Source organism: Pandoraea pulmonicola (genome assembly GCF_000815105.2).
In the GTDB taxonomy this organism is placed as follows: Bacteria; Pseudomonadota; Gammaproteobacteria; order Burkholderiales; family Burkholderiaceae; genus Pandoraea; species Pandoraea pulmonicola.
In genome coordinates, this window is record NZ_CP010310.2 from 1,993,287 (window position 1) to 2,018,532 (window position 25,246).

Here is a 25,246-nt window from a genome sequence, read left to right on the forward strand (position 1 = left end):
ACTTCACTGCGCCTGCGTAGTGCTGGCTGGGCTGGCGGGGGCGGTGGAAGTGGCGGGACCTGTCGTCGACGCGGACGACGGCGTTGCCGGCGCCGACGTGTCGAACACCTTGGCAAGCTGCCGGGCGCCCTGTGCCGATTCGGCGCGCATGCGCGGGCCGACGAAGATCGGATCAAGAATCAGAAAAAGCAGGTTCGGGGTGCGATAGACGAAGTCGCGTTCGAAGCGGGTGCCCGAGCCGTCGGGCGTGAGCGTATAACGCACCTCCGCCGAAGGGCGCCGGTTGACCTCGCCCTCGGCCCGCCATGCCAGCGGCGGCTTCGCTTCAACCACTTTCCAATGAATGATGCCGTGCCGCCCGGCGAGCCGGAATTCTTCCGCGACCTCATCGCCGAGCACGAGAGGACGGTCCGTCGTGCCTTGCACCGCGAGCGAGGCCGGATGCCAGGCGGGCCAGTTCGCGGGCGTCGTCACATAATCGTAGACGGCTTGTGGCGGCGCGCGCAGTGTCACCACGTTGACGACGTGCGTCTGGCGTTCGAAGGGCAAGGGCAGCAGCGAAAGCAGGGCGACGACCGCCACCGCCCCGAGAACGAACAGGAAGGCGCGCTTCATCGGTGCGCGCTCAGGCACCGGCAGGCGAATCGAGTTCGACATCGACCATGAGATCGTCGGCGAGGCTTTCCAGAACGTCGCGCAATGCCTGCGTGCTCACGCTGGCCGGCACGCGCAGCCGCGCCGTGGCGCGAAACAGCGTACCGCCCGACATCGAGCCCTCGACACATTCGGTCGCGAGTTCATCGATGCTGATGCCGCGCGAGAAGAGTACATGCGAGATTTCCTTGACGATGCCCGGATGGTCCTGGCCCACGAGATCGAGTTGCAATGTGCGGGCCGCCGGATCTTCGACGGCGCTTTGCGCGCGCGTCACGGCGATGCGCAAGCCGTGCGTCTCGAGCGCATGGAGCGCCTGGGTGAGCGCTTCGGCCTGATCGTCGGGAACCTGCAGATGGATGATGCCGGCGAATTGGCCGGCGAGATTGGCGAGGCGGCTTTCCAGCCAGTTGGCGTTCGCGGCGGTGGCGCGATCGGCGATCGCATTGACCAGCCCCGGACGATCCGGGCCGATCACGTTCAGAATCAGGGACGTCGTCATCACAGGCTCCATCGATGCTGAGGGGCAAGAGGCGGCGCAGGCGGCACGCTCAGCCCTTGCCTGGGCCGTGGCGCGCATCAGGCTCAAGTGTAGTGCAATCGCAGGGGGTGCCGCTACGGCGCATGTTCGGCGCCGCTCAGCGGCGCGCCGCAGCATTCAGTGGCATCGAGCAGCGTTGCGCATCAGGGCCGGTCCGCCGCCATACGAAGCAGGGCGATGACGGTCGCGTCGTCCGTCTGGACGAAATCGTTGTAGGCGAGACTCACCGCATGGAACGGCTGTGGCGTCTCGAGGCAGACGACGGCGTCGGCGAGCGCGGTGAGGCGGGCGATGGCGTCGTGCGCCCCGACCGGCGCGCAGGCGATGAGCGGCGCCGCGCCGAGCCGCCGCATCGCACGCAAGGCGGCGATCATCGTGGCGCCGGTGGCAATGCCGTCGTCGACGAGCACCACGGGGCGCCCGTGCACGTTGGGTGCGCCGCGTCCCGGCGTGTAGGCCTGTCGCCGCTGGGTGATCAGGGCTCGCTGGCGTGCCGTTTCGCGCGAGAGATACATGCCGGTGGCGCCGAGCGAGAGCGCGTGGTCGGCGAGGAAGATGCCGCCGAATTCGTCGACGGCTCCGATGGCGAGTTCGGGCTGGTGCGGCGCGCGCAGCTTGTGCGCGAGCAACACGTCGAGCGTGCCGTTCAGTTGACGGGCGATCGGCAGGGCGACGGGCACGCCGCCACGCGGAATGGCCAGCACGAGCGGAGCGGCACAGCGCGTGAGCAACTCGTGCGAGGCGAGCACTTCGGCCAGCGCGTTACCGGCGGCGGCACGATCGAGAAACGAGGCAACGGCGGGCATGGCGGCGGTAGGAGGGCAATGCTCGCATCGTACCGCCGCTTGCGGACGTTCGTACGCGGTGAAGTGTATCCGTTTGTGACGACGCGAGCCCCTCTGTCTCCCGTGAGCCCGCGCGTGGGGAAGGGGGCAACAACACCGCTGCCCGGTTCAGCGTGCCAGCAGTTCCGGCACCGTGCCGACGAGCAGCGTTACACCGGAACATGCCAGCAGCGCGAGCACCATGCGCCGGAATGCGTGATCGGACAGGAATCGGTAGGCCCATGCGCCGACCAGCGTCGGCACGATCATCGCCGGCACGGCAATCGCGAAGACGTGCAACGTCGCGGTGGTGATCACGCCATGCACGGCATACAGCGTGACGGTGAGCGTGTGCATGACGATGAAGAAGATCTGCATCACCGCGCGTTGCATGTCCTTGTCCCAGCCGCGCAGCGTGCACCACAGCGTGGGCACCACGCCCACGAGCCCACCGATGCCGCCCATCACCCCGCCGATGAAGCCGACGACGCCGTCCGCGGCGCGTCCGCCGTGCGAGATGCGGGGCAGATGCGCCGAGAGCAGCAGGATCGAGCAGTAGATGACCAGCACCGCGCCGATGCCCGCGCGGAACCACACCGGGTCCAGATAGCGAAGAATCCACACGCCGACCGGCACACCGAAGAGTCCGCAGAGCACGAACGGTGCGAGGCGCTTGAGCGGCACGGCGCGGCGTGCGGCGCGCAGCCCGAGGAGCTGGCCGACGAGCGAGCAGAAAGCGGCGAGCGGGCCGGCCAGCGTGGGCGGCAGCGACCACGCCCAGAACGACAGGGCAACCAGGCTGAAGGCAAAGCCGGACAGGCCTTGGACGAAGCCGGCGATACAGGCGCCGGCAATGAGGGGGAGCAACGTGTCGACAGTCATGAATCGGGCGCGGCGGACGGCATTCGAAACTTCTCATGACTCCTTGCCGCGTCAGCCGCGTCGGGCGGCATCCCGTCGGACATCGCCAGACATCGTCGAGTGGCGTTCGATCTTGCCGGAACGCGGGCCGGACTCGGCAAGGCAGGGAAGCGAATGTGCCCGTCGCGGGGCGGTCTCGGTATTGTTCCGCGGACGGCGAGCCGTCCGCAGCTTTCGTTATCAATCCGCCATTATGCGGCGAACCCGGCAACTGGCAACAGGGGAGGGGGAGCGCCGCGTATGGGGCGCAACAGACCGTTTCGGGCCTCACGCCGCCCGCTGTCCCCAGCGCTCCCATGCGGCGATGAACGCCGTCCCGACCGCGATGCCGAGTGCGGCGCCGGCCAGCGCATCGCTGGTCCAGTGATACGCCGCCGCGATCTGGCCGAATCCCGTCACGGCGACCGCGACGGCGCAGGGCCAGCGCAATGCCCGGTGTCGAAGCGAGACGACCGTGGCGAAGGCGAGCATGACGGTGAGGTGTCCCGACGGAAATGATGCATAGGCCACGTCGCTGCCGCCGAACCACTTGAACGTGAAGACGCCGTCGCGCAGATACGAAGGGTTGTCGTGAATCCAGGTGGCGGGCCAGGTGCGTCCGAACGTGAACTTCAGACCTTGTTTGAGCAGGCTGCCGACGCCGACGGCGCCGCCGGCCAGCCAGAGCGTGACGGCCCATCGAGGGAGCGTGCGGCGCCATAGCAGCGCCGCGCCGCCGAGAACGAACACCGGCCACGCCAGCACGAAGAGCGGCGCCGGAAGTTCTGCGATGTGCTGGATCCAGGGAGTGCCTTGCGTGTAGACGTGCGCGACGTTCACGACCGGTCGGTCGATCCAGGCGATGGCCGCCAGCGCTGTCACCACGCAGATGACGGCACTTAGCCACGCGGTGCGCAGACAGTGGGCGGAAATGTCGGGCATGGACGACGCGGGAGAGGTGGGGGCTAGTTGGGTCATGGCGAGTACGAAGCGGATCAGGGGGGAGGCGGAAAGGGGCGGTGAAGGGGGGAGATGGCGAGCGCCAATGAAACCCTGGCATGGTAGTCGCCATCTTCCGTCGCAACCGGGAGATGTCCCATGATTCGGGCATTCTCCCAAACTTTTGGCGCGTTCGTGACGAATCGTGGAGAGTCGGATATGGCGCGGCACGTTGGCGGCGTGACAGGGCGCGGGGAGGCGGAATCCCCGACACTACGCAGACTGTCCCCGTCACATGGCGATTTGATGACGATCAGGACGCCGGCGTTGTGCTCATGACATGCTCCGGTCGCAAGGGATGGAAAGATTCCTTTGCCGGTTGAGGGGGCATCGTCCTACAATCGTCCCCTACGCAAACATCGGATATGGCGGGCGAGACTGCGAGGGAGGATGTGATGTCGTGGCTCGGCTATCGTGACGTACCGCGTTTCGAGGAACGGCAGCCGGGGCGTGGACCCAGCGCTGTTCGCCATCTCTCCGAAGTTGTTTTTCGAGTGGCAAAACAAAACCAATATCGCATGCGGGGGCAGTAGTGGATCGGGGATTCGAGGTCATCATCGACCGTCTGGCGCGCGAGTTCTGGCGCGCCTCGCACACGCGCGAACAACAGCGCGCAGACTCGGAAATACGCTCGCTCGCACCAGTGCGAGCGGTGGATCAGGCGCAGCGCGCGCTGGACGAGGCCGGCGCCATCGACGCCGCCGCCCGCGAGCGTCTTCAACTGGCGTTGGGGCAGGCCGAGGCCGCGGCCCGCAGCGCCCGCGCCAAACACGAAGTGACGCGTCTCGAGCGTTTGCTCGCCGACGGCCTCGCGCGCGACCTGCGCATTCCACCGGCCGATCTGCGCGCACGCAACACACCGCCGGTACTCGACACGCGTCGCCTGCCGAAGATTCTGGCCAAACCCGAATGGGAAGCCTTCGCTCCCGAGAAGCCGGGGCGCCTGGCGCTTGCCATGCCCGGCGCGTCGGCACGCTATGAGCAGGCCGTGGCCAAGGCACGCAGCGAGTTCGTCCACGCCGAGCGCGAGTACGAGGCGTCGAAGATCCGCCGCACGCAAGGCTCGATGATTCTCCAGATCGCGCAGCAGAAGGCCACGGAGGCGGCGCGCGCCGAGAGCGCGCGTCACAATGCCGCCGTGGCCGACTTCGAAGGCGCGCTGCTGCGTGGCGAGGCCGCGGCGGTCACCGGTTATGCGCGCATCGTGCTGAGCCGCAGTCCGTACCCCGAAGCGTTCATGCAGACGCTCGCCGCGCACTACGTCGAGAACCTCAAGCTGCTCGCCGTCGGCTACGACATTCCGACGCTCGACGCCATGGTGCCGGCCACGCTGGAATATCACTTCAACGCGACCGAACGCGTCGTGCAAGGCGTGCGGACAGGTGACGCGATGCGCGCTCAGGTGTACGCCAACGCACTGCGTCAGATTCTGCTTCGCTCGTTGCACGAACTGTTCTCGGCGGAGCCGCTGCGCCAGGTGAACGCCATCGTTTTCAATATGTACACGGGCGATGGCGAGACACGCGTCTGTGTGGCGAGCGTGCACGTATCGCGCGCCGACTTCTCGGCGCTCGCGCTCGCGGAGGGCGACCCCGCCGCGCATCTCGCAACGCTCGGCGCGCGTATCTCCGAGCGGCCCGAAGCGCAGCAGCCGGTCACGCCCGTGGCAGGTGTCGACATGACGCAGGCGATCACGGACGAGAAGGTCGCCGTCGACCGCCGCTTCAATCTGGCGACGCTCTCCGACAAGGACTTCACGCAGGTCATGTTCCATCTGCTGCGCTCGCACGGCTTCGAGGGGCCGCCGCTGCTGCCGGCCGAAGACGGCATGCTGACCTGCCGGGCATGGGATCCGCATCCGATCTTCGGCGGCGACGTGGTGGTGCACATTCGTCGGGCGTCGAGCCACAACGATCGCCTGGGGCTCCCGGCGGCCCGGGCGATACTCGCCGAGATGCAGCAGATCGGCGCCGCACGCAGCATGCTGATCACCACGGGTATGTTCGAAGATGGCGTCGAGGAATTTGCGCGCGACCGTCGCATCGAGCTGCTCGCCGGTCACCACCTCGTTTTCCTGCTCAAGGAGAATGCGGGAGTGGATGCGAGTGTCGTGGCGCCAGAGGCGGCGGATACGGTAGCGGCGCAGTTTTGACGTCTGCTGCGCCGCAGCATGACGGCGGTGCAAGACAACGAATCAAGACGACGAATGGCCGTGCGGTCGTCTCGGCGCGAGCGTCGGAGATCGGTCTCGGTGAAAGCGAATGCGACGTGATGTCCTGAGGGCCTGCTATAGTGGGTCTACCCCATCCACGTCACATCCCCATCACGGAGGTTCGTATGTCGCGACGCATGGACTGTTCGGCTGAGGTCGGTGTTACCCGTGGCGCCCGCGTGAGGCTTGCGGGGGCAACAGGGCTCGCACTGGCGCTGGCGTTAGGGACACCGCTGCCGGCCAACGCGCAGATCGACATGCTCAAGAACGCCCTCGGCGGAAGCTCGGGTGGCGGCAATTCCGGTGGCCTGGCCGGCAGTCTCGGCGGGCTGGCCTCCGCGGGGTCGTTGACGTCGGGCAGCATCGGCAATGCAACCGGTGTGCTCCAGTTCTGCATCAAGAACAACTATCTCAACGCGGCCAACCTGGGTTCGGCCACCGACGTCAAGGACAAGCTCCTCGGCAAGATCGGCACGCAATCCGGATCGCCTGCGGCGAGCCCCGGCTATCTCGACGGCGCCAAAGGCCTGTTGTCTTCGCCCGACGGCAAGACCGTCGACCTGAACGGCGGTGGGCTCAAGGAGCAGATCACCCGTCAGGTTTGCGACAAGATCCTCGACCAGGCCAAATCCTTCCTCTGACGGCGTGCTTCCGAACACCCCGAGGCGGCGACCGGTTGCCGGATCGCGCCGGGCCTTGGAACGCCTGGTGGCTCCAAAATAATCATCGGTTTTGGGTCTTTGCCGAGAGCCATGAGCGGACGTACGCTGCGTGGGTTTCCAACCCAGACAACGCCAGCCCACGGCCATCGCCCGGAGTCGCAGATGTTTCAGCCCGCCGCCTTTACCGAAGAACGCCCCGAGGTTCTGCACGACCTCATTCGCGCCCATCCGCTCGGCCTGCTCGTGAGCGCGGGCGCGCCGGGGCTGACCGCCGATTCGATCCCGTTCCTGATCGATCCGGCCGATGGTGAGTTCGGTACGTTGCGCGCGCACTTGGCACGGGCCAACCCGCATGTTGCACGCTTGCGCGACGTGGACGAGTGTCTCGTCGCGTTTACGGGCCCGCAAGGGTATATCTCGCCGTCGTGGTACGCGGCCAAGGCCGAGCATGGGAAAGTGGTGCCCACGTGGAACTACGCCGCTGTGCATGCGTGGGGCAAGCCGCGCGTGATCGACGATGCGGCATGGTTGCGTCGATTCCTCGACGGTCTCACGCAGTCGCAGGAGCACTCGCTGCCAGCACCGTGGGCCGTCGACGACGCGCCCGCGGACTTCATCGAGAGCATGCTGCGCGCGATCGTCGGCCTGGAGATCCCGATCCGGCGCATCGAAGGCAAGTTCAAGATGTCGCAGAACCGCGCGATGCCGGATCGCGTCGGCGTGGTTGCCGGGCTGCGGGCGCGAGGGGCGCAAAGCGAGCCGCTGGCGGCGCTTGTCGCCGAACGAGGGGACGTTCCCAAAAGCTGAGCCTGTCCCGTCGGTAACGAAACGAAACAATTCCATGGTTCGCAAGCGGGGCGTGCAATGGCATCCCCGCATACAATGCGGCATCCCGATTCGGACGCCGCAATGAAAACACTGCTGCTCATGCTCACCCTGACGCTCTGCCTGCTCTTTCTTGCGCAGGCATGGGCGCCAAGCGCGCAAGCGGACGAATGCGGCAACCTTGGCCCGTCGCAGACCTTGCAGTGCGCGGCCTACGGTGCAGCGAACGTCGTCCCCGAATAGCCATTCATCCGCTACAATCGCACCCCCTTAAGTCTTACCCTCAGCAGTGCGATGAAGCAGTCTCGATGGACGGTCGCCGTAATGCGCGCAAGCCGCTTGCGCGCGATGGCCGGGCAGTTGGCAGTCTCGTTGGCAATCTCCTCCTCCGCCGTAATCTCCGCCATCCCGGTGATGGCGCTCACCGCGGTCACTCCCCTGGCGAGTCACGCCGTCGCCGCGACCACGGCGTGCGGCGACCACTACTGGGCTGGTTCGGCGCCCGACATCACCAATGCCGCGATGGCGCGCAATGCGCGCGAGGTGTGCTTCAGCGCGTTCGGCGTGATGCACTCCGGTGTGACGCGCACCCCGCTGTGGTCCGCCGAACGTCTCACGCGGGCGAGCCTGAACGACGCGCGCGAGATCGGTCGCGTGAACAACTTCCACGCCGAATCGCGTCTGCCTCCGGGCGAGCGCGCCGAGTTGCGCGACTACGTGCGCTCGGGCTACGACCGGGGCCACATGGCGCCCTCGGCCGACATGCCCGACGCGCAGGCGCAGGCCGAGAGCTTCTCGCTGTCGAACATGGTGCCGCAGAACAGCGAGAACAACCGGTATCTGTGGGCCGGCATCGAAGCGAGCGTGCGCAGGCTTGCGCAGCAACGCGGCGAGTTGTTCGTGATTACCGGGCCACTCTTCAAAGGCAAGACGATCGTGCAGGTCGGCGATCGTGTCATGGTGCCCACGCAGTTGTTCAAGATCGTCTACGATCCGAAACGCAAGCAGGCTGGCGCCTACCTTGTGGCCAACGAGGCGACCGGCGACTATTCGGTGGTGAGCGTGGCGGAGCTCGAGAAGCTGGCCGGCATCGATTTCTTCCCCGACATGCCAGCCGAGGTCAAGAACACGGCGATGCGTCTGCCGGCACCCAAGGCCGCGGGCGGCGGTGGCAAGCGTAAGCGAGACCCGGACATGCCGACGTATCGCGAAGTGCAGACGGTGCTCGACTTCTTGCGTACGATCATCCGCTAAGGGAAGGGCGGCCTGGCTGCGCTGCCCGCCCCACGACTGACTTCCCCCCGATTCAGGAGAATGAAATGAACGCGTCCCACCCGAAACGGTGAGAGCAGAGGAAGGAGGTGAATCCTCACGGGCCAACGGCATCGAAGTGCCCAGGTGGAAAATGCACGCATTTCCCGGCAACCGGAGGATCCACGATGAACAGTATGGCCGTAGGCGTCGACATCGCCAAGCAGGTTTTCCAGGTGCATTACGTCGATCAGCACACCGGAGAGATTGTGAACAAGCCGATCAAGCGGGCAAAGTTTCTGGAGCACTTCGCGAACAGAGCGCCGAGCCTGATCGGCATGGAGGCGTGCGGCGGTGCGCACCACTGGGCTCGGCAACTCGCAAAGATGGGGCACGAGGTCAGATTGATGCCGGCGGAGTTCGTGAAGGCGTTCAACATCCGCAACAAGAACGACGCGGCGGATGCCCGGGCGATTTGGCTGGCGGTACAGCAGCCGAGCAAGCCGGTGGCGGTGAAGACGGAAATGCAGCAGGCGATGCTGGCGCTGCACCGGATGCGCGAGCAGTTGGTGAAATTCCGCACGATGCAGATGAACGGACTGCGCGGCCTGCTAACGGAATACGGCGAGGTGATGAGCCGTGGCCGGGCGAAGCTGGACCAGGAAATAGCCATTGCGCTTGGTCGGCTCGCGGAGCGCCTGCCGGGAGCGTTGATCGATACGTTGCGCGAGCAGTGGAGCGGGCTGGCGCGGCTCGACGAGCAGATTGCCGAGATCGAACGCCGGATGCTCGAATGGAAGAAGGAAGACAAGGCGGTAAAGGCGATCAGCGAGATACCCGGCGTGGGATTGCTCACGGCGACGGCGGCAGTGGCGATGATGGGCGACGCGAAGGCGTTTCGCTCCGGACGCGAATTCGCCGCGTGGGCGGGTCTGGTACCGAAGCAGACGGGCTCGGGCGGCAAGGTGAACTTGCACGGGATCAGCAAGAGGGGCGACACCTATCTGCGCACGCTGCTGATTCACGGTGCGCGAAGCGTGTTGAGCCATGCGAAGGAACCGGGTCCGTGGGTCGAGCAGATGAAGAAGCGACGGCCGGCGAATGTGGTGATCGTCGCACTGGCCAACAAGACGGCACGGACGATCTGGGCGGTGCTGGCCCATGATCGGCCGTATCGGAAGGACTACGTGAGCGTGAAGCCAGCCTGAACGGCCCGCGCGAGGTAGACGATCAATGTTTAACACAGGGTGAACGTCGAAAGGTTGCGCAGCAATCAAGTGTGATGACAAGCCAGGTAGGACCGGGACTCGCTAAGCCTGAATCGGTGCAAGAGCCTTGAGCTCGCCAGGAGAATGAGGCGCGAGTCAGCGAATTTCATAGGGGCCCGCAGCGGCAGTACCAGCTGCATCAAGGCCGGATATAGAGCTGCAGCCCATCCTGTCCGTCGGAACACAAGAAAACTGCTGCAAACGGGACGCGTTCATATAGTTACCAATGGCCGAATCGTCATCCGCCAACGTCAAGTTCACCCCCTTCGCCAACGACGCCGACGCACTCTCGCTCGGCGAGTTGAACGTCGAAAACCATGCCGATCACGTTGCCATCTTCGGTAACCTGGAGATCCGACGCGACGCCGAAGGTCGGCGCCAGGCGCAGGCGCTCAAGGCGGTGCTCGACGCCGTCGTGGCCGCACTCGCCGGTGACGACTTGCCGGAACGTGCGCAGGCGGACAGCCGCACGACCGCGCGACAGGTCAAAAACCCGTTTGAATCGTAAGTTTGACGAACCGGGAGGCGGGAGAGATGGGAGAAACGCCTCGGTGCCCCCCGGATTTACCCGAGGTTCGTCAATTATTTGAAGAATCGATGTTGCGGCGCACGACGCCACTTTCGACGGGCCTGGGCACCCCGTTATCGCGCGTCGGCTGCATGCCCAAAGCGGCTGCGACGGGTTCGACACATGTCGCGCCGCCAGGCCTGCCAAAACGGTGAATTCCACGGTTCATGCGGTTTGCGCGACAACTTGTCGCACCTGCGACATTCTGTCGCATTGACACATCCGGTCAGTAATTGCGAATCGCGTCACGGTGACGGTTTTCACCACATTTCCTGCTCGTCTCGAATTTCATCCGACATCCCCCATCGACATGCCGCGACGCAACACGGACGAGGGGTTTACGGGAAGTAAACGAAGCGCATACTAGCCCTGCGTCTCGTCGATTCCGATAGTCGGAATCGATGATCGGCAAGGCTACGAACACTAAACAACGCGAGGTAACTTATGCACATCCGTTGGAAAAAAGTGTATTCGAGTGGTTGGGGAACGATTCCTCACGAAGCACCGCGTTCCCATCGCAGCGCAAGCGAGCGCGAGCAACTCTTTCAACGTCTGTTGACAATCGCGATCGCCTGTAGCCTCGGCGGCTTCGTCCTCTTGTCAGTAGGCGCGGCCTTCCTGGGACGCTAAGTCACCCGTCTTCCTTTTCGTGTGCGGCGCCGCCTCCGGCGGATCGCCGCACCGCGTTGCCTGATCCCATCATCTTCATGCGCCCGGACCGGCGCACCCGCTCGGACGACGTCCGGGCCGCCGGCGTTTCGACGCCCGCTTTCCATCGTCGATTTCAAACGAACATTCGTACGGAATTGAAACGTCCCGTTACGGCGATTGCCATGTCGGGAAATGTCTGCGGCTATGCATTGCCGGCAATGCTGCCTGAGTTCCGTCGCGGGCTGAGGTCTGCCGATGCTAAATCTGTTTATCGTGCGTCGGTTGCGCTGATATCCATCGCCAATGAAGACGTCTTTCTCGTGGTTTCTCCGCACGCTTCGGGAAGTTCACTCTATTGCAATTCCGCTTGAATAATGACATCTTCAAACGACGACGCCGTGTCGGAATTTGGGGTGTTCCCGGTATCGGAAATCGCCCGGATTTGTCCGAATTGTCTTGCGTCTCGAAATTTCCGATAAAGAAGAAAAAAGATCAGTCGTCATGCGGGCCGGTTTGATTGCTTTGTGAGGTGCGTCATGGAAATTCGCTGGGAAAAGCTGTACTCGGGCGGATTGGGTCGTTTTTACGACACTTCGGAGTCGAGCCGCCGTCGGGCGCGGCGTGCGCAATTGGCATGGTTCGGCGTTGTCATTTCCATCGGCGTCGCCATTGGCGCCATTGCGATTGCCTGGCGCTGGATCTGATGTCAGGGGCAAGGCATATCCGTATTGGGGCGCTGGCGTTCCTCGGCCTTGCGCTGAGCGCTTCCCTGCATGCCCAGACACCGTCCGCCACCACGCCGGCGGAACCGGTGGATGCGTCGGGCCGCGCGTGCGGATCCATCCGCGCATTGCCGGCCGACGTGTTGAACTATCGCTACGAAGTCACCAATCTGTGCGCGCGGCCGATCACCTTCTCCTGGCGGTGTAACAGCACCGTGGCCGAGCAGTCGCTGGACGTTCCCGGCAAAGGCACCCAGCTCGCCACCTGCGTCAAGGCGAGCGGCGCGGCCGGCGAGATCGTGTTCCGTTTCGGGCCGCCCGGCACCGGCGATTGACCTCGTGAATCCTTCGGTATCCGATGCGGGGCGGCGTGCATCGACGTCCGCGACCGTCCTGCGCCGACTCTCCTGCTGTTCCATGACCTGATCGCCAGGCGGGTCGCCATGACTGCCCGGAATGGCTATCATGACGCCATACGATCCGCCGGTGTCGCGCTGTCGTGCTGTCGCGAACCCGTCCAGCGCGCATGATCCATCCCTCGCGCGCATCGGAACATCGGCACACCCCAAGGACTCCCCATGAACGATATCGTCACCCCGACCCAGCCGTCGCTCGACACCGCGGCGTTGCGCGAATTCGTCGAACGGAAATGGAACGATGAGATTCTCCATGCGCTGACCGACTACATCGCCGTGCCCGCCAAGAGCCCCGGTTTCGATGCCGATTGGGCACGCAACGGCTATATCGACCGCGTGGTGCGCGACGCCGCCCAATGGGCGGAACGCCAGCCCGTCAAGGGATTGACGCTCGAAGTCATCCGGCTGGAAGGCCGCACGCCGGTGATCTTCTTCGAAGCCCCGGCCACGCGCTCGGGCAGTACGGAGACGATCGTGCTGTACGGCCACCTCGACAAGCAGCCCGAGTTCGATGGCTGGCGCAAGGATCTCGGGCCGTGGACGCCCAAGTTCGAGGACGGCAAGCTGTACGGTCGCGGCGGCGCCGACGACGGCTACGCAATCTATTCGAGCGTGACGGCGCTCGCCGCCCTCGACGCGCAGGGTGTGGAGCGTCCGCGTTGCGTGGGGCTGATCGAGACGTGCGAAGAGTCGGGCAGCTACGATCTTCTACCGTACGTCGATGCGCTGCGCGACCGCCTGGGGCGCGTCGGCCTGGTGGTGTGCCTCGATTCCGGTGCGGGCAACTACGACCAACTCTGGCTGACGACGTCGCTGCGCGGGTTGATCTCGGGCAGTCTCGAGGTGCAGGTGCTGGATGAAGGCATCCACTCCGGCGGCTATGGCGGCATTGCGCCATCGAGCTTTCGCATCATGCGCCAGTTGTTCGAGCGCCTGGAAGACGCGGGCAGCGGCAACGTGCTGCCGAAGGGCTTTCACAGTCCGATCCCGTTGCAGCGTCTGAAGGAGGCCGAAGCCACCGCGAAGATCCTTGGCGACGACGTCTGGAAGAAGGTGCCGTGGGCCTGCGGGCAGGACGGCCTGTCCGTATTGCCGACCACGACCGACCCGAAGGAGGCGCTGCTCAATTCGACGTGGCGTCCGTCGCTGTCGGTGACCGGCGCGGCGGGGTTGCCGGCGCTGGCCGATGCGGGCAACGTGCTGCGTCCGCGCACGGCGTTCAAGCTGTCGCTGCGTCTGCCGCCGCTGGTGGATGCGGCGCAGGCCGTGGCGGAGCTCAAGTCGCTGCTCGAGGTCGATCCGCCGTACAACGCCAAGGTGACGTTCAAGTCGGATGCCGGTGCGGCCTCCGGATGGAATGCACCGGACGTGGCGCCGTGGCTCACGTCGGCACTGAACACGGCCTCGCAGCGCCACTACGGCGCGGACGTGGCGTACATCGGGCAGGGCGGCACGATCCCGCTGATGAACACGTTGCAGGCGGGCTTCCCGACGGCGCAGTTCATGGTGTGCGGCGTGCTCGGTCCGAAGTCGAACGCGCACGGCCCGAACGAGTTCCTGCACGTGCCGTACGCGAAGAAGCTCACGGCCGCCGTTGCCGAAGTCATCGCGCTCGCGCCGTGATCGCACAGCGAACCTGAACAAGCAGAACGGGCCGCGTCGACGCGGCCCGTTCCACTTTCAGGTGCTTGCAGGCGTCACAAGACGGGCGGCGTCGATCAGAGGCGGTGCGTGACGGCCTCCAGCACCTGCACGCCTCGCAGGAAATCGTCCAACGCCATGCTTTCCAACGGGTTGTGCGAGCCGTTGGCATTGCGCACGAACACCATGCCGCTCGGAATCCCCGCATTGGCGAAGATCGCCGCGTCGTGGCCGGCGCCGCTCGGCACGCGCTCCTGCGGCAGATCGAGCGCGCGGCACGCCTCTGCAAGCCGCGACGACACGTGGGCGTCCATGGTCGCGGGGGCGGACGAGAGGCGGCGATCGAACACGAACTGCACGCCGCGGTCACGCTCGATGGCGCGGCACTCGGTGCGCATGAGCTCATAGAACACGTCGAGCGTATCGGCACTCTGGCTGCGCACTTCCAGACTGAAGTCCACTTTGCCCGGGATGCGCGAGATGGCGTGCTCGGCAGGATCGGTGCCGACGACGCCGGCCGTCACCACGAGGTCGATGCCGCGCTCGAGCAGCGCGCGCCAGTGCTCGTCCAGACGCGAGATGAGATCCGCCACCGCGAACATGGCGTCGTGACGCAACCAGCGCGGCACCGCGCCCGAGTGCCCCGCTTCGCCTACGCACGATACGCGGTTGTGGCGCACGTTGCCGCGAATGCCGGGCACGATCGCCACGGGCATGTCGCGCGCGATCATGACCGGCCCTTGCTCGATATGCAACTCGAGCCAGGCCTTCGCGCGCGCAGCGTCGAACAGCAGCGCGCCGCAGCGAATCGCCTCGACATCGGCCCCGGCTTGCGCCATGCACTCCGCGAGCGTGCGACCGTGGGTGCGATGGGGCATGGCCAGATCGGCGTCGTTGAGCTTGCCGAACAGCGCGCTCGATCCCATGTAGGCCTTGCCGAACCACGCGCTTTCCTCACCGCGCAGCGCGAGCACGCGCACCGGCGTGTCGGCGCGGCGTCCGCTGCGCTGCTGCTCGACGAGACACAGCAGTCCCGCCACGATGCCGGCGAGACCGTCGTAGTTGCCGCCTTGCGGCACGGAATCGAGATGCGAGCCGATCCACGTGGCGGGCGCTTCGCCGGCGTCGTCCGGCAATGTGAAGATCAGGTTCGCCGCGCGATCGCGCGTGACCGCCAGTCCCTGATGGCCGGCCCATTCGGTGAGATAAGACGCGGCGGCGTTCTCGCCGTCGCCGTAGCTGTCGCGTGTGATGCCGACGCCGTCGCTGCCGAGACGGCGCAGGTCGGAGAAGAGTTGCTCGGCCAGTGGGGCCAGCGTGGTGAGTTCCATGAGCGTGCTTCTTTTCGCGACGACGGTCGCGAGGGTTGCGTATTCATTACTGCGATGGCGCGCGTGCCTGTCACCCCGACTGCTGCGCGAAGCGCAGCCAGCGGTCGGTGAGTTGCGCGTCGAGCGCCACGGCGCCGGTGAGCGTGGCGATGCGCTCGACGTCCTGCGCATCGCAATACGCGTCGAGTCCGTCGACGATGCGTCCCATGACGGCCGGGTCGCGAAACGAGGCCGTGCCCACCTGGACCGCGGTCGCGCCCGCGAGCAGGAATTCGACGGCATCGTCGGCCGTCTCGATACCGCCGCAGCCGATGATCGGAATGCGCACCGTGCGGTGACACTGGTGCACAAGCCGGATCGCGAGCGGCTTGATCGCCGGGCCGGACAGGCCGCCCATCACGTTGCCGAGCTTGGGTTTGCGCGTGCGCACGTCGATCGCCATGCCGAGCACCGTGTTGCCCATGACGATGGCGTCGGCGCCGGCGTCTTCGGCCGCACGGGCGATGGGCGCAATCTGGCCCGCGTTGGGCGTGAGCTTGACCCACAGCGGATGCGACGTGCGGCGGCGAATGGCGCTCACCGCCTTGTAGGTGCTCTCGGGCTGCATCGCGAACGCCATGCCGTCCGCTTCGAGATTGGGGCAGGAGATGTTGGCCTCGATGGCCGCGACCTCGGGCAGCGACAGCGCCTCGCAGGCCTCGCCGAAGGACTCGGCCGTATCGGCGGACACCGAGACGACGACCGGCGTATCGAAGCGCGTATAGGCGGGCAGCACGTCGCGCCGGTAGACGTCGAGTCCTTTGCTCGGAATGCCGATGGAGTTGAGCATGCCGCTGGCGGTTTCGGCCACGCGCGGCGTGGGGTTGCCCGCACGCGTGGCGGGCGAGACGCTCTTGACGACGAGTGCGCCGAGCCGGTTCAGATCGAGCGCCTCGGCGTACTCGACGGCGAAGCAGCCCGAGGCGGGCATCACGGGATTGCGCAGCGTGAGCGCGCCGACGCGTACGGAAAGATCAGCCAAAATCCACCTCCCCGACGACGTCGCGAATGGGAAACACGGGGCCTTCGCGGCACACCCGCAGAAATTGCTTGTCGCCGTCGCAATCGAACAGCCGCACGCACGACAGGCACACGCCCATACCACAGGCCATGCGTTGCTCCATCGCCACTTCGGCGGTGATGTGCGGGTGATTCGCCAGCACGCGCTGGAGCAGCATCAGCAAGCGATGCGAGCCGCAGGTGTAGACGGCGTCGTGCGGCGCGGCATCGAGCAGCGCGCGCACGCGCGGCTCCAGCGCTTCGACGGCAGACGAGCCATCGCTGTCGAACACGCAATGCACATCGGCGAGCGCGCGCGCTTCGGGCGATCGCAGGAATTCGTCACGCATCAGGTCGGCTTCGCGGCGCGCGGACATGACCGCCGTCAAGGCGACGCCTGCCGCCGCCGCCCGCTGCACGAGCGGAGCCATGGTAGCCAGACCCACGCCGCGGGCCACGACCATGACGCGCCGCCAGCGGGTGTCGAGCGTGAACGTATTGCCGAGCGGGCCGACGATGTCCAGCGAAGCGCCTTGCGCCAGCGTGGCGAGCGCGCGTGTGCCGACGCCCGTCACGTTGTAGAGGAATTCGATCGTATCCGGTTCGGGACCGGTGCCGTAGACGCTCATCGGCCGCAGCAGGAACGGCGTCTCGTCATCGGTCACCGGGCACTTCAACTGATAGAACTGGCCGGGCCGGGTGGTGAGCGCGATGGGCGCGTCGGCTTGCAACCGGAGGTAGCGGTAGCGCGTGTTGACGGCGCGGTGCTGCAGCACCCGGCAGCGGTGCGTCGCGACCTTGGGCACGGCATGCGAGGGGGCATGCGCGGGCGTATGCGCATCGGTGACGTTCGACGTGTCTGGGGCCGCGGGGCGGGCGGCGTCGAGACACGTCGGCGTGGCAACTGACATGGAGGGCTCCGGGGAAACGGTGGAGGAGAACGAAGTAGGGGGGAGGATCAACGTCGCGTCATTCGAGTTCGGCGCCCTTGAGCTCGGGAATCAGGAAGCGCGTGGCGAGCATGTCGAGCACGTACAGGCTCGCGAGCAGCGCAATGGCGATCTGGAACGAGTAGCGTGCGGCGAGCGCGCCGACCACGACGGGACCGAGCCCGCCGATGGCGCGTCCGATGTTCCACAGTACGTTCTGCGCGGTGGCACGGGCTGCCGTGGGGTAGGCCTCGGACATCAGGGTGCCGTAACCCCCGACCATGCCGTTGACGAACATCCCCATGAGCGCGCCGGCGAAGAGCATCACCGTCGGGTCGCTCAACTGGGCGTAGGCGATCACCATGATCACGGCGCCGGCCTGATAGAGCAGGAAGGTCGGACGGCGGCCGATGCGATCGGCCAGCTGCCCGAAGGCCCATACGCCGAACATCATTCCGACGACGGTGACGGCCGTCCACACGCCCGATTTCGTGAGCGAGAAACCGAGCTTCTGCGACAGGAAGGTCGGCAGCCAGATCATGATGCCGTAGTAGCCGAAGTTCTGCACCGAGCACAGGATCACGATGCCCAGGCTCACGCGGGTCGTGCGGGCATCCTTGACCAGCAGACGGAAGGCGTTGGCGCTGCCGTGAGCGCCTGCCGCGTTCCCCGTGCGTCGCACGAAGACTTCCGGTTCGTGCAGCTTGTTGCGCAGCACCCAGGCCACGAACGCGGGCAGTACGCCCACGAGGAACATGCCGCGCCAGCCGATATGCATGAGCAGCAGGGGCGTGAGCAGGGCAGCGGCGAGCACGCCCGTCTGCCAGCCCAGCGCCACGTACGACGACACGCGGGCGCGCTTTGCGGCCGGCCACGCTTCCGCGGCGAGCGCCATGCCGATGCCGAACTCGCCGCCCAGGCCGATGCCCGCGATCGTGCGATATACGAGCAGATCCCAGAACCCCTGAGCAAACGCGCACAGCCCTGTGAAAACGGCGAAGAGCAGGATCGTCCACGTGAGCATGCGCACGCGGCCATAGCGGTCGGAGAGCGCGCCGAAGAGGATGCCGCCCGCGACCGCGCCGATGAGCGTCCACGTCACGAGGGCGCCGGCTTGGCCGGGCGAGAGCTGCAGACCGGCCGTGATGGCCGGCAGCATGAAGCCGAGAATCAGCAGATCGAAGCCGTCCATCGCATATCCGATGGCAGAGCCCGCGAGCGCTTTCCACGCATACGGCGTAACGGTGTCGGCGCTGGTCGTACTGGCGCGTTGTGCGCTCGGCGTATTCAGCTTGGCTTCCATGATCGGTTCCTGTGTCGGTTCGTGTGGGGCGGCGAGGGGGAGAAAGTGCTAAGCCGAACCCGTCAAATATCTAAATTTTTAGACGGTCAAGGCGAAAAAAGCGAATAACTGGGGCAGGCGGCGTCGCGCACGATGAGCAGCGCGGTGTCCTGGTGCGACGCATCCCGCCGTCACCCCTGTTTTCACCGCCCACGGGTTCATGCGCAAACCTCGGCCGAAAGTTGTGCCGCGAAGGTATTGAGCGCGGTGAGGAAGCTGGCGTCCGAGGCGGCCGCCGCATCGCGCAACGTCATGGCATAGCTTCTGCAACGCGCGAGGAACGCGTGGAATGTCTCGCCGTTCGCAGCGACGCCGGATTGGCGCTCTGTGAACGTCTGTGCGGCCTGCGCCAGCAGCAACAAGGCGGCGGACTCTCGCGTCGCTGTATGTGACGCATGCAGACAGCGCGCGGCGAAATCCTCGATGTCGGACAGACCGGCCGTATCGCGCTGTAACCAGGCGTATGCAAGCTGCAGATCCATCATGCTCTCCAGTTGTCTAAATATTTAGACTAAACGAACCCAACGAGGTGGGCAAGGCGAAAATTATCGGGTCAAACCCTGAGGCCGATCGACGGTGATGGTGGCTGACGCGGCGGGTTCGCCCGCTGCCGTCGCCATTCTCCGACGCACGTCCATGCCTTCCGACGCGCTACCGCGGCGGTTGGCCGCATGACGGACGCCTGGAGGTGCGAGCGCCCGGGTAAGGGTGACGGCACACCTGTGCCGCCATCCCGCCTTCGACGCGTTCAGAACTTCATGCGCAGACCGGCGCCGTACGTCTGCCCGGTCGACAGATCGCTCATGTGGTCGTACTTGTATGCCGCGTAGATGTCCGTACGCTTGGACAGTGGATAGTCGTAGCCGAGCGCCCACGTGGTGCGACGCTGGTTGTCGCCCGAGCCGTTCGATCCGGTGTAGGCCACCGAAGCGAGCACGCTGCCCCGGCCCACAGGCACCGAGGCGCCCAACTGACCCGTATTCGCGTGGAAGTTGCCGCTTGCCGCCTGACTGGCCACGAGCATGTACTGCGCGAAGACTTTCACGACGGCGAAGTCGTACGAGAGGCCGACCTGAGCGGTGTTCTGGTTCGTGAGCCCGGCCACGCCCGGCAGTTGCGTACCGAAGTCGCCCGGCGTGTTGCTGAAGTTCACGTACTGATAGTTCGCGGCGGCCGCGAACGGCCCGTTGGTGTACGTGAGAGCCGCCCCCCATTTCTTCGCGCTATGGTCGCTCGCGCTGTTCCCCGTGGCGTAGATCAGCGTGCCGGCAAGCCCGGCGTAACCTGGCGACGTGTACGCCACCGCGTTGTTCCAGGCCGAGTCCCCGACCACGCCTTGCGTCCCCAGACCCTTGTAGGTGTGGAAGATCATCGGCGAGAACGTGTACGAGTTGTTGAACGGGTTGAACTGGATCGTCGCGAGATAGAGCGGCGTGGTGATGCGCCCGATGCGCAACGTGCCGAGGGTGGTGTTCGACAAGCCCACGTAGGCGTTGCGCGAGAAGAAGCTGTCGCCCGCGAAGCGCCCGTAGGTGCCGTTGTTCGGTTGGAAGTAGCTTTCCAGCACGAACAGTGCGCTGTTGCCACCGCCGAGGTCTTCCGTGCCCGACATGCCCCAGTACGAGGTGGTCATGCCACCGCCTTGCTGCACCACGGCGGCGTTGCCGCCCGGGTTCTTCACCGAGCCGACGTAGGCGTCGGCAAGTCCGTAGAAACTCACGCCCGACTGCGCGTGCGCCGTGGTGGCGAGCGTTGCTGCGCCCAGTGCGGCGGCGCCAGCCACCTTGTGCCAGGTCTTCATCATTCCCTCTCTGCTTTGTACAAATTTATGGACGGCGCGCAGGCTACCACTGCCGGCGCACGCGGTCATCCCCAAACGGGGAAGGGCAGCCCTGTGGTGCAGGGCATTCTCGTCGGATGGGGGAATCCGTGAGAGGATCGTGCCGATGTCTAAAAAAATAGACAATCGGAAAAATATTCTCGTAGCGGATGTGGGGCGCACGCGACAGTGTCCTCGATACGAGACCGGCAAATGCACCGCCGTGCGGGTGCCGGTGCACCGGTATAATCCCGGCACCGCCATGCGCGTGCTCCGCGACCAAGTACGCACCGGCATGGGCGAGGTATCCGACAGGGGGCGATTTGAATCGAACTGCGACGACTTCCCGGGCGCCGAGAGGCGCGCGCTTCAACTTCCGAGCCATCGGCGAGCGCTTGCGCGCCTATCGGCTGGCGGCGGAGTTGCGCAGTGACGATGTGGCGGAGCAGCTCGATATTTCGCGCGCCGCGATTTACAAGCTCGAGCGTGGCGAGATCGTCAAGATCGATACGCTGGAGCGGCTCGCGGCGCTGCTGGGGGTATCGCTCGCCAACCTGCTTGGCGTGGAGGTCGAGTACCACGACTCGGCGGTGAGCTACTTCGAGCGCATGCGGCAACTGGAGAGTCGCTCCGAGCGCATCGTTGCGCACTTCGACCCGATTTCCTTTCTGCTGACATCGGACGACTACGACGTGTGGCTTCGGCACATGCTCGAGGAGAGCATTCCGCCGCGCCTGGCCGATCGTCACTGGACGAACACGATGGACCGTGTGCTCGGCATTCTGCAGGAGCGCAAGTCGAGCTTTTCGCGGCAGCGGCTCGCGGTGACGAGCCTTATCGGACTGCGTCAGATCGAGCAGTTCCTGCATCACGGCCTGGTCGGACGTCTCGGTCTCCCGCCGGGCGTGCAGTTGGAGCGCAAGATGGCCGCGCGCCGCGAAGTCGCGCGCATCGTGGCGTTCCTCGAAGCGGATACGGCCGGCGTGCAGATCGGCATCGTGAGCGACAACATGCCGAACGAGACGTTCCAGATCTTCGAAGCCCAGGGCGAGGCGTACGTTGCCGTGTCGCCATTCCGCCTGGGCGAGTTGCCGAATCTGCGCACGGGCATCGCCACCATCACGACGTCGCCCGACGGCGTGGGCATGTATCGCGCCATGATCGACCGCCTGTGGGCGGACTCGGCCAAGGGCAAGGAAGGCGCGGCCTTGCTCGGACAACTGCTGGCGAGATTCTGACGCGTCGGTCGATGGCCGTTCCGGCGCCGCTCGGTGCGTGACGCCGGGCGCACCGTTCCTACGGGAAAGACGTCGAGCGATTCCACAACCAGAAGCCTTCCGTCACATTCGACATCCCGTTGCGTTGCAAGCGACTAGTCTCCTCGCGCCAAGACCCGGTGGTCTTGCGATCAGGAGATTACGTTATGGGATTCCCAAGAATTTTTTCATCGCAGGTCACGCCGCCTGTCGTGACACTGAGCCAGCGTCCGAAATCGGGCGATCTGCACGACAGTTTCGGTACCGATTTCGAGCGGCTCGGGCAGACGAGCCCCATCGCATCGAAATCGCCGTCCGCCCGCCCGTGGCGAGTCTGTCCCGAGCGCGCTCGCACCGTGCCCGGCGGGACGAGGCAAGTGTCGTACGGTGCGTGGCTCGCCGACTCGGGGCGCGATTGCTACGCCGTGATGGGGATGACGGCGGGCGTTGCCGCCCTGGGGCCCGTGGGCGACGCCCTCCGGGACTGGCGCATGTCGTTCCTTACCGACGTCAATGCCGCGCGAGACTTCGAAGGCGATCGTCACGACGCGTTGCGCGATATCGGCTGGGGGAGCCGGGTCTTCGATGTGCCGCGATTGCGCGCTTTTCACATGGGGGCGTTCCAGGTGCAGGCGAACGCCGTCGCCGGGCTGAGCGCGTGGATTGCGCAGCAATCGGCGGCGGGCGAGGCCTCTGCACCTGCGGACCTCGACGCCACCATCGATGCGGCGCTGGTCGAACGCGCGACGGATTTGCGCGACACGATGTTTGTCTACACCGCGAAGTCGATACGCAACCGCATCGCGCAACTCAACTGTGAGCGGCGCGATCTGTTCCTGCTCAATGACATGACGCGCGAGGCCGAAGGCATCGTCGGAAAAGGTGGCGAGAACGTACCTTTGCGCCTCGCGGTGCGCGGCGACAAGTGCGTGCTCAAACCTGCGAAATCGCGATCAAGGTTTCCGATCTGCATACAGCGCGCGCGTCGCGAGGCGGCCGCGTTGGCGCTGATGCTGGGGCGTTCGCCGAACGAACCCGTCACGCTGAAGACGTTGCGCGATCAGGGTTTCGGTCGTCACGAAAGCACGGTGCTGCTTGGCGATGCGCGCTGGACCGGTGTCGACATGGCGCCGGACGAACCGTGGTTGTTCGGTCGTATCCGCGAGCTGGAAAACGCGAAGCGCTCGGGCTTCAGTCTGCTCGACGAGATGAAGGACAGTGTGAACCGGCCGTACCGGGCGGGGGCGCCGGCGCTGGTCGTCGACGACAGCGCGGTCGATGTGGTGACAGAGGCGTCGTTGGGGCATCCCGGCGAGTTGCTGCTGCCGCAGGACAGGCACGAACCGTTGCGTGCGACATCTCGTCCGGTCGTGTCGGCGGAGGGCGCGCATCGGCGTGGATCGTCGGTCGACGACATGACGGCCGATGAACTCACGCCGCCGCAAACGCCTGCCCGCGAGGTCGGTAATGGCCCCACACCTCGCTCGACCGGTCGCGCATCCGTCGAGTTCGCGCGGACGATGGTGGATGCCGGACCGCAACGCCCGCGGGCACAGCGACAGGTGGTCTTTGCCGAGGTCATCGGCACGGACGACAATGCACGCGCCTCGCCATTGTCGTCGCATTCGCCACGGTCGCCACAGTCGCTCGGACAGCCGTTGTCGCAGTCCTCACCGCACTACGAATCGCAGCTGGAGTCGCGTGTGACACGGCACTACCAGCGACGCCACGAATCGCCGTCGCCGATCGCGTTGGCGTCGTCGACCGCTTCGGATGTTTCGACACCCTTGATACCCTCAACGCCTTCGACGCCGACGCCGCCACAAACACCTCAGTCCCGGCAGGCTTCGCAGGCGCCGTCTACACCGTCGTCGCTTCCACCGCCCGACGACCGGTCCGCTTCTCAGGGGGCTGACGATGCACCGCGCGCTCGCCGCCAGGACAAGTTCGAAGAGAAAGCGAACCGCCGTCCACACGTCACGTCGGCGCCGAAGCTGCCACCGGTGCTCTCGCTGAAGACGCTCAGGGCCAGGCATGGTCCCGCGCTGCGCGCCGCCGAAGCGCTGTCGGCGGAAAGGCTTCAGCAGGAGGAGAAGGCTGCCGAGCTTGCGCGCAGCCGCGTTGCCGCGGTTACCGCATCGGCCACGCCACCCGCGCGGTCGCCGGCAGGTGCTGCAGTGGCTTCAGTCGCTCCAGACGTGCCGTCCTCAAGGCCGCCGCATATGCCATCGATGCCGCCGATTCGGGAATAACGACGCGGCTCACTCGCAAGGCATGGTCCTCGCATCGAAAAGCGCGAGTTTCGAGACGCCGTCCCTCGTTGTCGAGGGGCGGTTTTTTATTGCCATCTCGGCATACGGAATGTCTCGGAGTTCTCTCCAAACTGCCGAAAATGCCCCGAACCCCCCCTCGATGTTCTGCATGCCAAAACACGTCGTGCGCGCGTGATAGTAAATATTTTAATTATTGGCAAGCCTTTTCCATCAACAAGTTGCGCAACTTTCGCAACGAACTCGACTTTGCCATGTAGGGAACTTGTAAGTAGAATGGCCGCGTTAAATTGCGCTACGCGAGGTGAATGCCCCCGTCAGGTTTTCTTCACGCATTGCGAGCCCCCGCTTGACTGTCATGCGTGATTCGTCCCGTCCCCCACAAAAAACGGAGAACACTCCATGTCACAGGACAAGGAACCGCGCCGGCGCTTTTTGCGCCAGGTGCTGGCGATCGTCCCTGCCACGACGCTCGCCGCCGGTGCGACGCTTACGCAGTCCGCCTGCAGCAGCGATAAAGCCGCGGCCCCCGCCGCTTCGAACACCCCCTACGAGCCCAAGTACTTCACTGCCGACGAGTGGCGTTTCGTCAACGCGGCGGTCGACCGCCTGATTCCGGCCGACGATCTCGGCCCGGGCGCACTGGCTGCGGAAGTGCCGCAGTTCATCGACCGTCAGATGGAGACGCCGTTCGGCCACGGCAAGCTCTGGTACATGCAGGGCCCGTTCCACACCGATCAACCGCCCGAAATGGGCTACCAACTGAGCCTAGTGCCGCGCGACATCTATCGCCACGGCATCGCGGCCTGCGACGCCTACTGCAAGAAGCAGCACAACAAGGCGTTCGCCGATCTCGACCATGCCACGCAGGAAGCCGTGCTCGGCGATCTGGAGCACAGCAGGATCGAGTTCGACAGCGTGCCGGCCCGCACCTTCTTCTCGTATCTGCTTGGCAATACCAAGGAAGGTTTTCTCTCCGATCCGATTCACGGCGGCAACAAGGACATGGTCGGCTGGAAGCTCGTCGGGTTCCCGGGGGCGCGCGCGGACTTCATGGACTGGGTGGACCAGCCGAACGTCAAGTACCCGTACGGGCCCGTGTCGATTTCCGGAAAGCGGGGCTGATC

At 65.5% G+C, this 25,246-nt stretch carries 25 protein-coding genes; 14 read left to right on the plus strand and 11 right to left on the minus strand.

The genetic code is table 11. The features are described from left to right. Positions 1-3: 3 nt before the first annotated feature. The 5 genes from RO07_RS08710 to RO07_RS08730 all read right to left on the minus strand — a co-directional run bounded on the left by RO07_RS08710 (position 4) and on the right by RO07_RS08730 (position 3,861). Positions 4-615 carry an SRPBCC family protein gene (locus tag RO07_RS08710; RefSeq protein ID WP_160118052.1) on the minus strand — a complete coding sequence of 204 codons (612 nt, stop codon included), beginning with the start codon at positions 613-615 and terminating at the stop codon, positions 4-6. Positions 616-625: 10 nt separating this feature from the next. Next, positions 626-1,156 carry a glycine cleavage system transcriptional repressor gene (locus tag RO07_RS08715; protein ID WP_039409871.1) on the minus strand — a complete coding sequence of 177 codons (531 nt, stop codon included), beginning with the start codon at positions 1,154-1,156 and terminating at the stop codon, positions 626-628. Positions 1,157-1,338: 182 nt separating this feature from the next. After that, positions 1,339-2,001: a phosphoribosyltransferase gene (locus tag RO07_RS08720; protein WP_039409873.1), complete on the minus strand. Its 663-nt coding sequence runs from the start codon at positions 1,999-2,001 to the stop codon at positions 1,339-1,341. Between the two features lie 147 nt (positions 2,002-2,148). Further along, positions 2,149-2,901, minus strand: a complete 753-nt coding sequence (locus RO07_RS08725) for a sulfite exporter TauE/SafE family protein (RefSeq protein WP_039409875.1) — start codon at positions 2,899-2,901, stop codon at positions 2,149-2,151. A 306-nt stretch (positions 2,902-3,207) separates the two neighbouring features. Then, positions 3,208-3,861, minus strand: a complete 654-nt coding sequence (locus RO07_RS08730; protein WP_052267139.1) for a phosphatase PAP2 family protein — start codon at positions 3,859-3,861, stop codon at positions 3,208-3,210. Between the two features lie 589 nt (positions 3,862-4,450). Here RO07_RS08730 and RO07_RS08735 point away from each other — a divergent pair. The 11 genes from RO07_RS08735 to RO07_RS08775 all read left to right on the plus strand — a co-directional run bounded on the left by RO07_RS08735 (position 4,451) and on the right by RO07_RS08775 (position 14,116). After that, positions 4,451-6,070 carry a restriction endonuclease gene (locus tag RO07_RS08735; RefSeq protein ID WP_039409876.1) on the plus strand — a complete coding sequence of 540 codons (1,620 nt, stop codon included), beginning with the start codon at positions 4,451-4,453 and terminating at the stop codon, positions 6,068-6,070. A 185-nt stretch (positions 6,071-6,255) separates the two neighbouring features. Then, positions 6,256-6,771, plus strand: coding sequence for a YjjA family protein (locus tag RO07_RS08740; RefSeq protein WP_237171404.1), 516 nt, complete (start codon positions 6,256-6,258; stop codon positions 6,769-6,771). Positions 6,772-6,954: 183 nt separating this feature from the next. Then, a complete protein-coding gene (locus RO07_RS08745) occupies positions 6,955-7,599 on the plus strand; it encodes an FMN-binding negative transcriptional regulator (protein WP_039409878.1) in 645 nt (214 codons plus the stop codon). A 102-nt stretch (positions 7,600-7,701) separates the two neighbouring features. After that, a complete protein-coding gene (locus RO07_RS08750) occupies positions 7,702-7,860 on the plus strand; it encodes a hypothetical protein (protein WP_157118199.1) in 159 nt (52 codons plus the stop codon). A gap of 51 nt (positions 7,861-7,911) precedes the next feature. Beyond that, the gene (locus tag RO07_RS08755) at positions 7,912-8,871 is read left to right on the plus strand and encodes a DNA/RNA non-specific endonuclease (protein WP_237171405.1); all 960 of its coding nucleotides are present in this window, start codon (positions 7,912-7,914) and stop codon (positions 8,869-8,871) included. 185 nt (positions 8,872-9,056) lie between these two features. Next, positions 9,057-10,076 (plus strand): IS110 family RNA-guided transposase, encoded by a 1,020-nt coding sequence (locus tag RO07_RS08760; protein ID WP_039408197.1) that lies wholly within the window; start codon positions 9,057-9,059, stop codon positions 10,074-10,076. Positions 10,077-10,362: 286 nt separating this feature from the next. Beyond that, on the plus strand, positions 10,363-10,644 hold the full coding sequence (locus RO07_RS08765) for a hypothetical protein (protein ID WP_039409885.1): 282 nt from the start codon (positions 10,363-10,365) through the stop codon (positions 10,642-10,644). A gap of 746 nt (positions 10,645-11,390) precedes the next feature. After that, positions 11,391-11,726, plus strand: coding sequence for a hypothetical protein (locus tag RO07_RS25855; RefSeq protein ID WP_147284524.1), 336 nt, complete (start codon positions 11,391-11,393; stop codon positions 11,724-11,726). Positions 11,727-11,891: 165 nt separating this feature from the next. After that, positions 11,892-12,059 carry a hypothetical protein gene (locus tag RO07_RS25860; RefSeq protein ID WP_157112269.1) on the plus strand — a complete coding sequence of 56 codons (168 nt, stop codon included), beginning with the start codon at positions 11,892-11,894 and terminating at the stop codon, positions 12,057-12,059. Further along, entirely contained in the window at positions 12,059-12,412 is a 354-nt protein-coding gene (locus tag RO07_RS08770) for a hypothetical protein (protein WP_039409888.1), read from the plus strand. Before RO07_RS25860 ends, RO07_RS08770 begins: the two co-directional genes overlap by 1 nt. Before the next feature lie 243 nt (positions 12,413-12,655). Next, entirely contained in the window at positions 12,656-14,116 is a 1,461-nt protein-coding gene (locus RO07_RS08775) for a M20 family metallopeptidase (RefSeq protein ID WP_039409891.1), read from the plus strand. 95 nt (positions 14,117-14,211) lie between these two features. Here RO07_RS08775 and RO07_RS08780 read toward each other — a convergent pair whose 3' ends face one another. From RO07_RS08780 to RO07_RS08805, 6 genes are all read right to left on the minus strand, one after another. Continuing rightward, positions 14,212-15,465, minus strand: coding sequence for a hydantoinase/carbamoylase family amidase (locus RO07_RS08780; protein WP_039409895.1), 1,254 nt, complete (start codon positions 15,463-15,465; stop codon positions 14,212-14,214). 70 nt (positions 15,466-15,535) lie between these two features. Beyond that, positions 15,536-16,486: a dihydroorotate dehydrogenase gene (locus tag RO07_RS08785; protein WP_039409897.1), complete on the minus strand. Its 951-nt coding sequence runs from the start codon at positions 16,484-16,486 to the stop codon at positions 15,536-15,538. Further along, on the minus strand, positions 16,479-17,414 hold the full coding sequence (locus RO07_RS08790; RefSeq protein ID WP_084072523.1) for a dihydroorotate dehydrogenase electron transfer subunit: 936 nt from the start codon (positions 17,412-17,414) through the stop codon (positions 16,479-16,481). The genes RO07_RS08785 and RO07_RS08790 overlap by 8 nt, the downstream gene beginning before the upstream one ends. 58 nt (positions 17,415-17,472) lie before the next feature. Next, positions 17,473-18,735 carry an MFS transporter gene (locus tag RO07_RS08795; protein WP_039409899.1) on the minus strand — a complete coding sequence of 421 codons (1,263 nt, stop codon included), beginning with the start codon at positions 18,733-18,735 and terminating at the stop codon, positions 17,473-17,475. Positions 18,736-18,932: 197 nt separating this feature from the next. Beyond that, the gene (locus RO07_RS08800; RefSeq protein ID WP_237171406.1) at positions 18,933-19,259 is read right to left on the minus strand and encodes a hypothetical protein; all 327 of its coding nucleotides are present in this window, start codon (positions 19,257-19,259) and stop codon (positions 18,933-18,935) included. Positions 19,260-19,522: 263 nt separating this feature from the next. Beyond that, positions 19,523-20,578: a porin gene (locus tag RO07_RS08805; protein WP_039409905.1), complete on the minus strand. Its 1,056-nt coding sequence runs from the start codon at positions 20,576-20,578 to the stop codon at positions 19,523-19,525. Positions 20,579-20,916: 338 nt separating this feature from the next. Here RO07_RS08805 and RO07_RS08810 point away from each other — a divergent pair, with 338 nt between their 5' ends. The 3 genes from RO07_RS08810 to RO07_RS08820 all read left to right on the plus strand — a co-directional run bounded on the left by RO07_RS08810 (position 20,917) and on the right by RO07_RS08820 (position 25,244). Further along, on the plus strand, positions 20,917-21,831 hold the full coding sequence (locus tag RO07_RS08810) for a helix-turn-helix domain-containing protein (protein ID WP_039409908.1): 915 nt from the start codon (positions 20,917-20,919) through the stop codon (positions 21,829-21,831). A 185-nt stretch (positions 21,832-22,016) separates the two neighbouring features. After that, entirely contained in the window at positions 22,017-24,101 is a 2,085-nt protein-coding gene (locus RO07_RS08815) for a hypothetical protein (RefSeq protein ID WP_039409910.1), read from the plus strand. A 420-nt stretch (positions 24,102-24,521) separates the two neighbouring features. Then, the gene (locus RO07_RS08820) at positions 24,522-25,244 is read left to right on the plus strand and encodes a gluconate 2-dehydrogenase subunit 3 family protein (RefSeq protein WP_039409913.1); all 723 of its coding nucleotides are present in this window, start codon (positions 24,522-24,524) and stop codon (positions 25,242-25,244) included. Positions 25,245-25,246 lie beyond the last annotated feature (2 nt).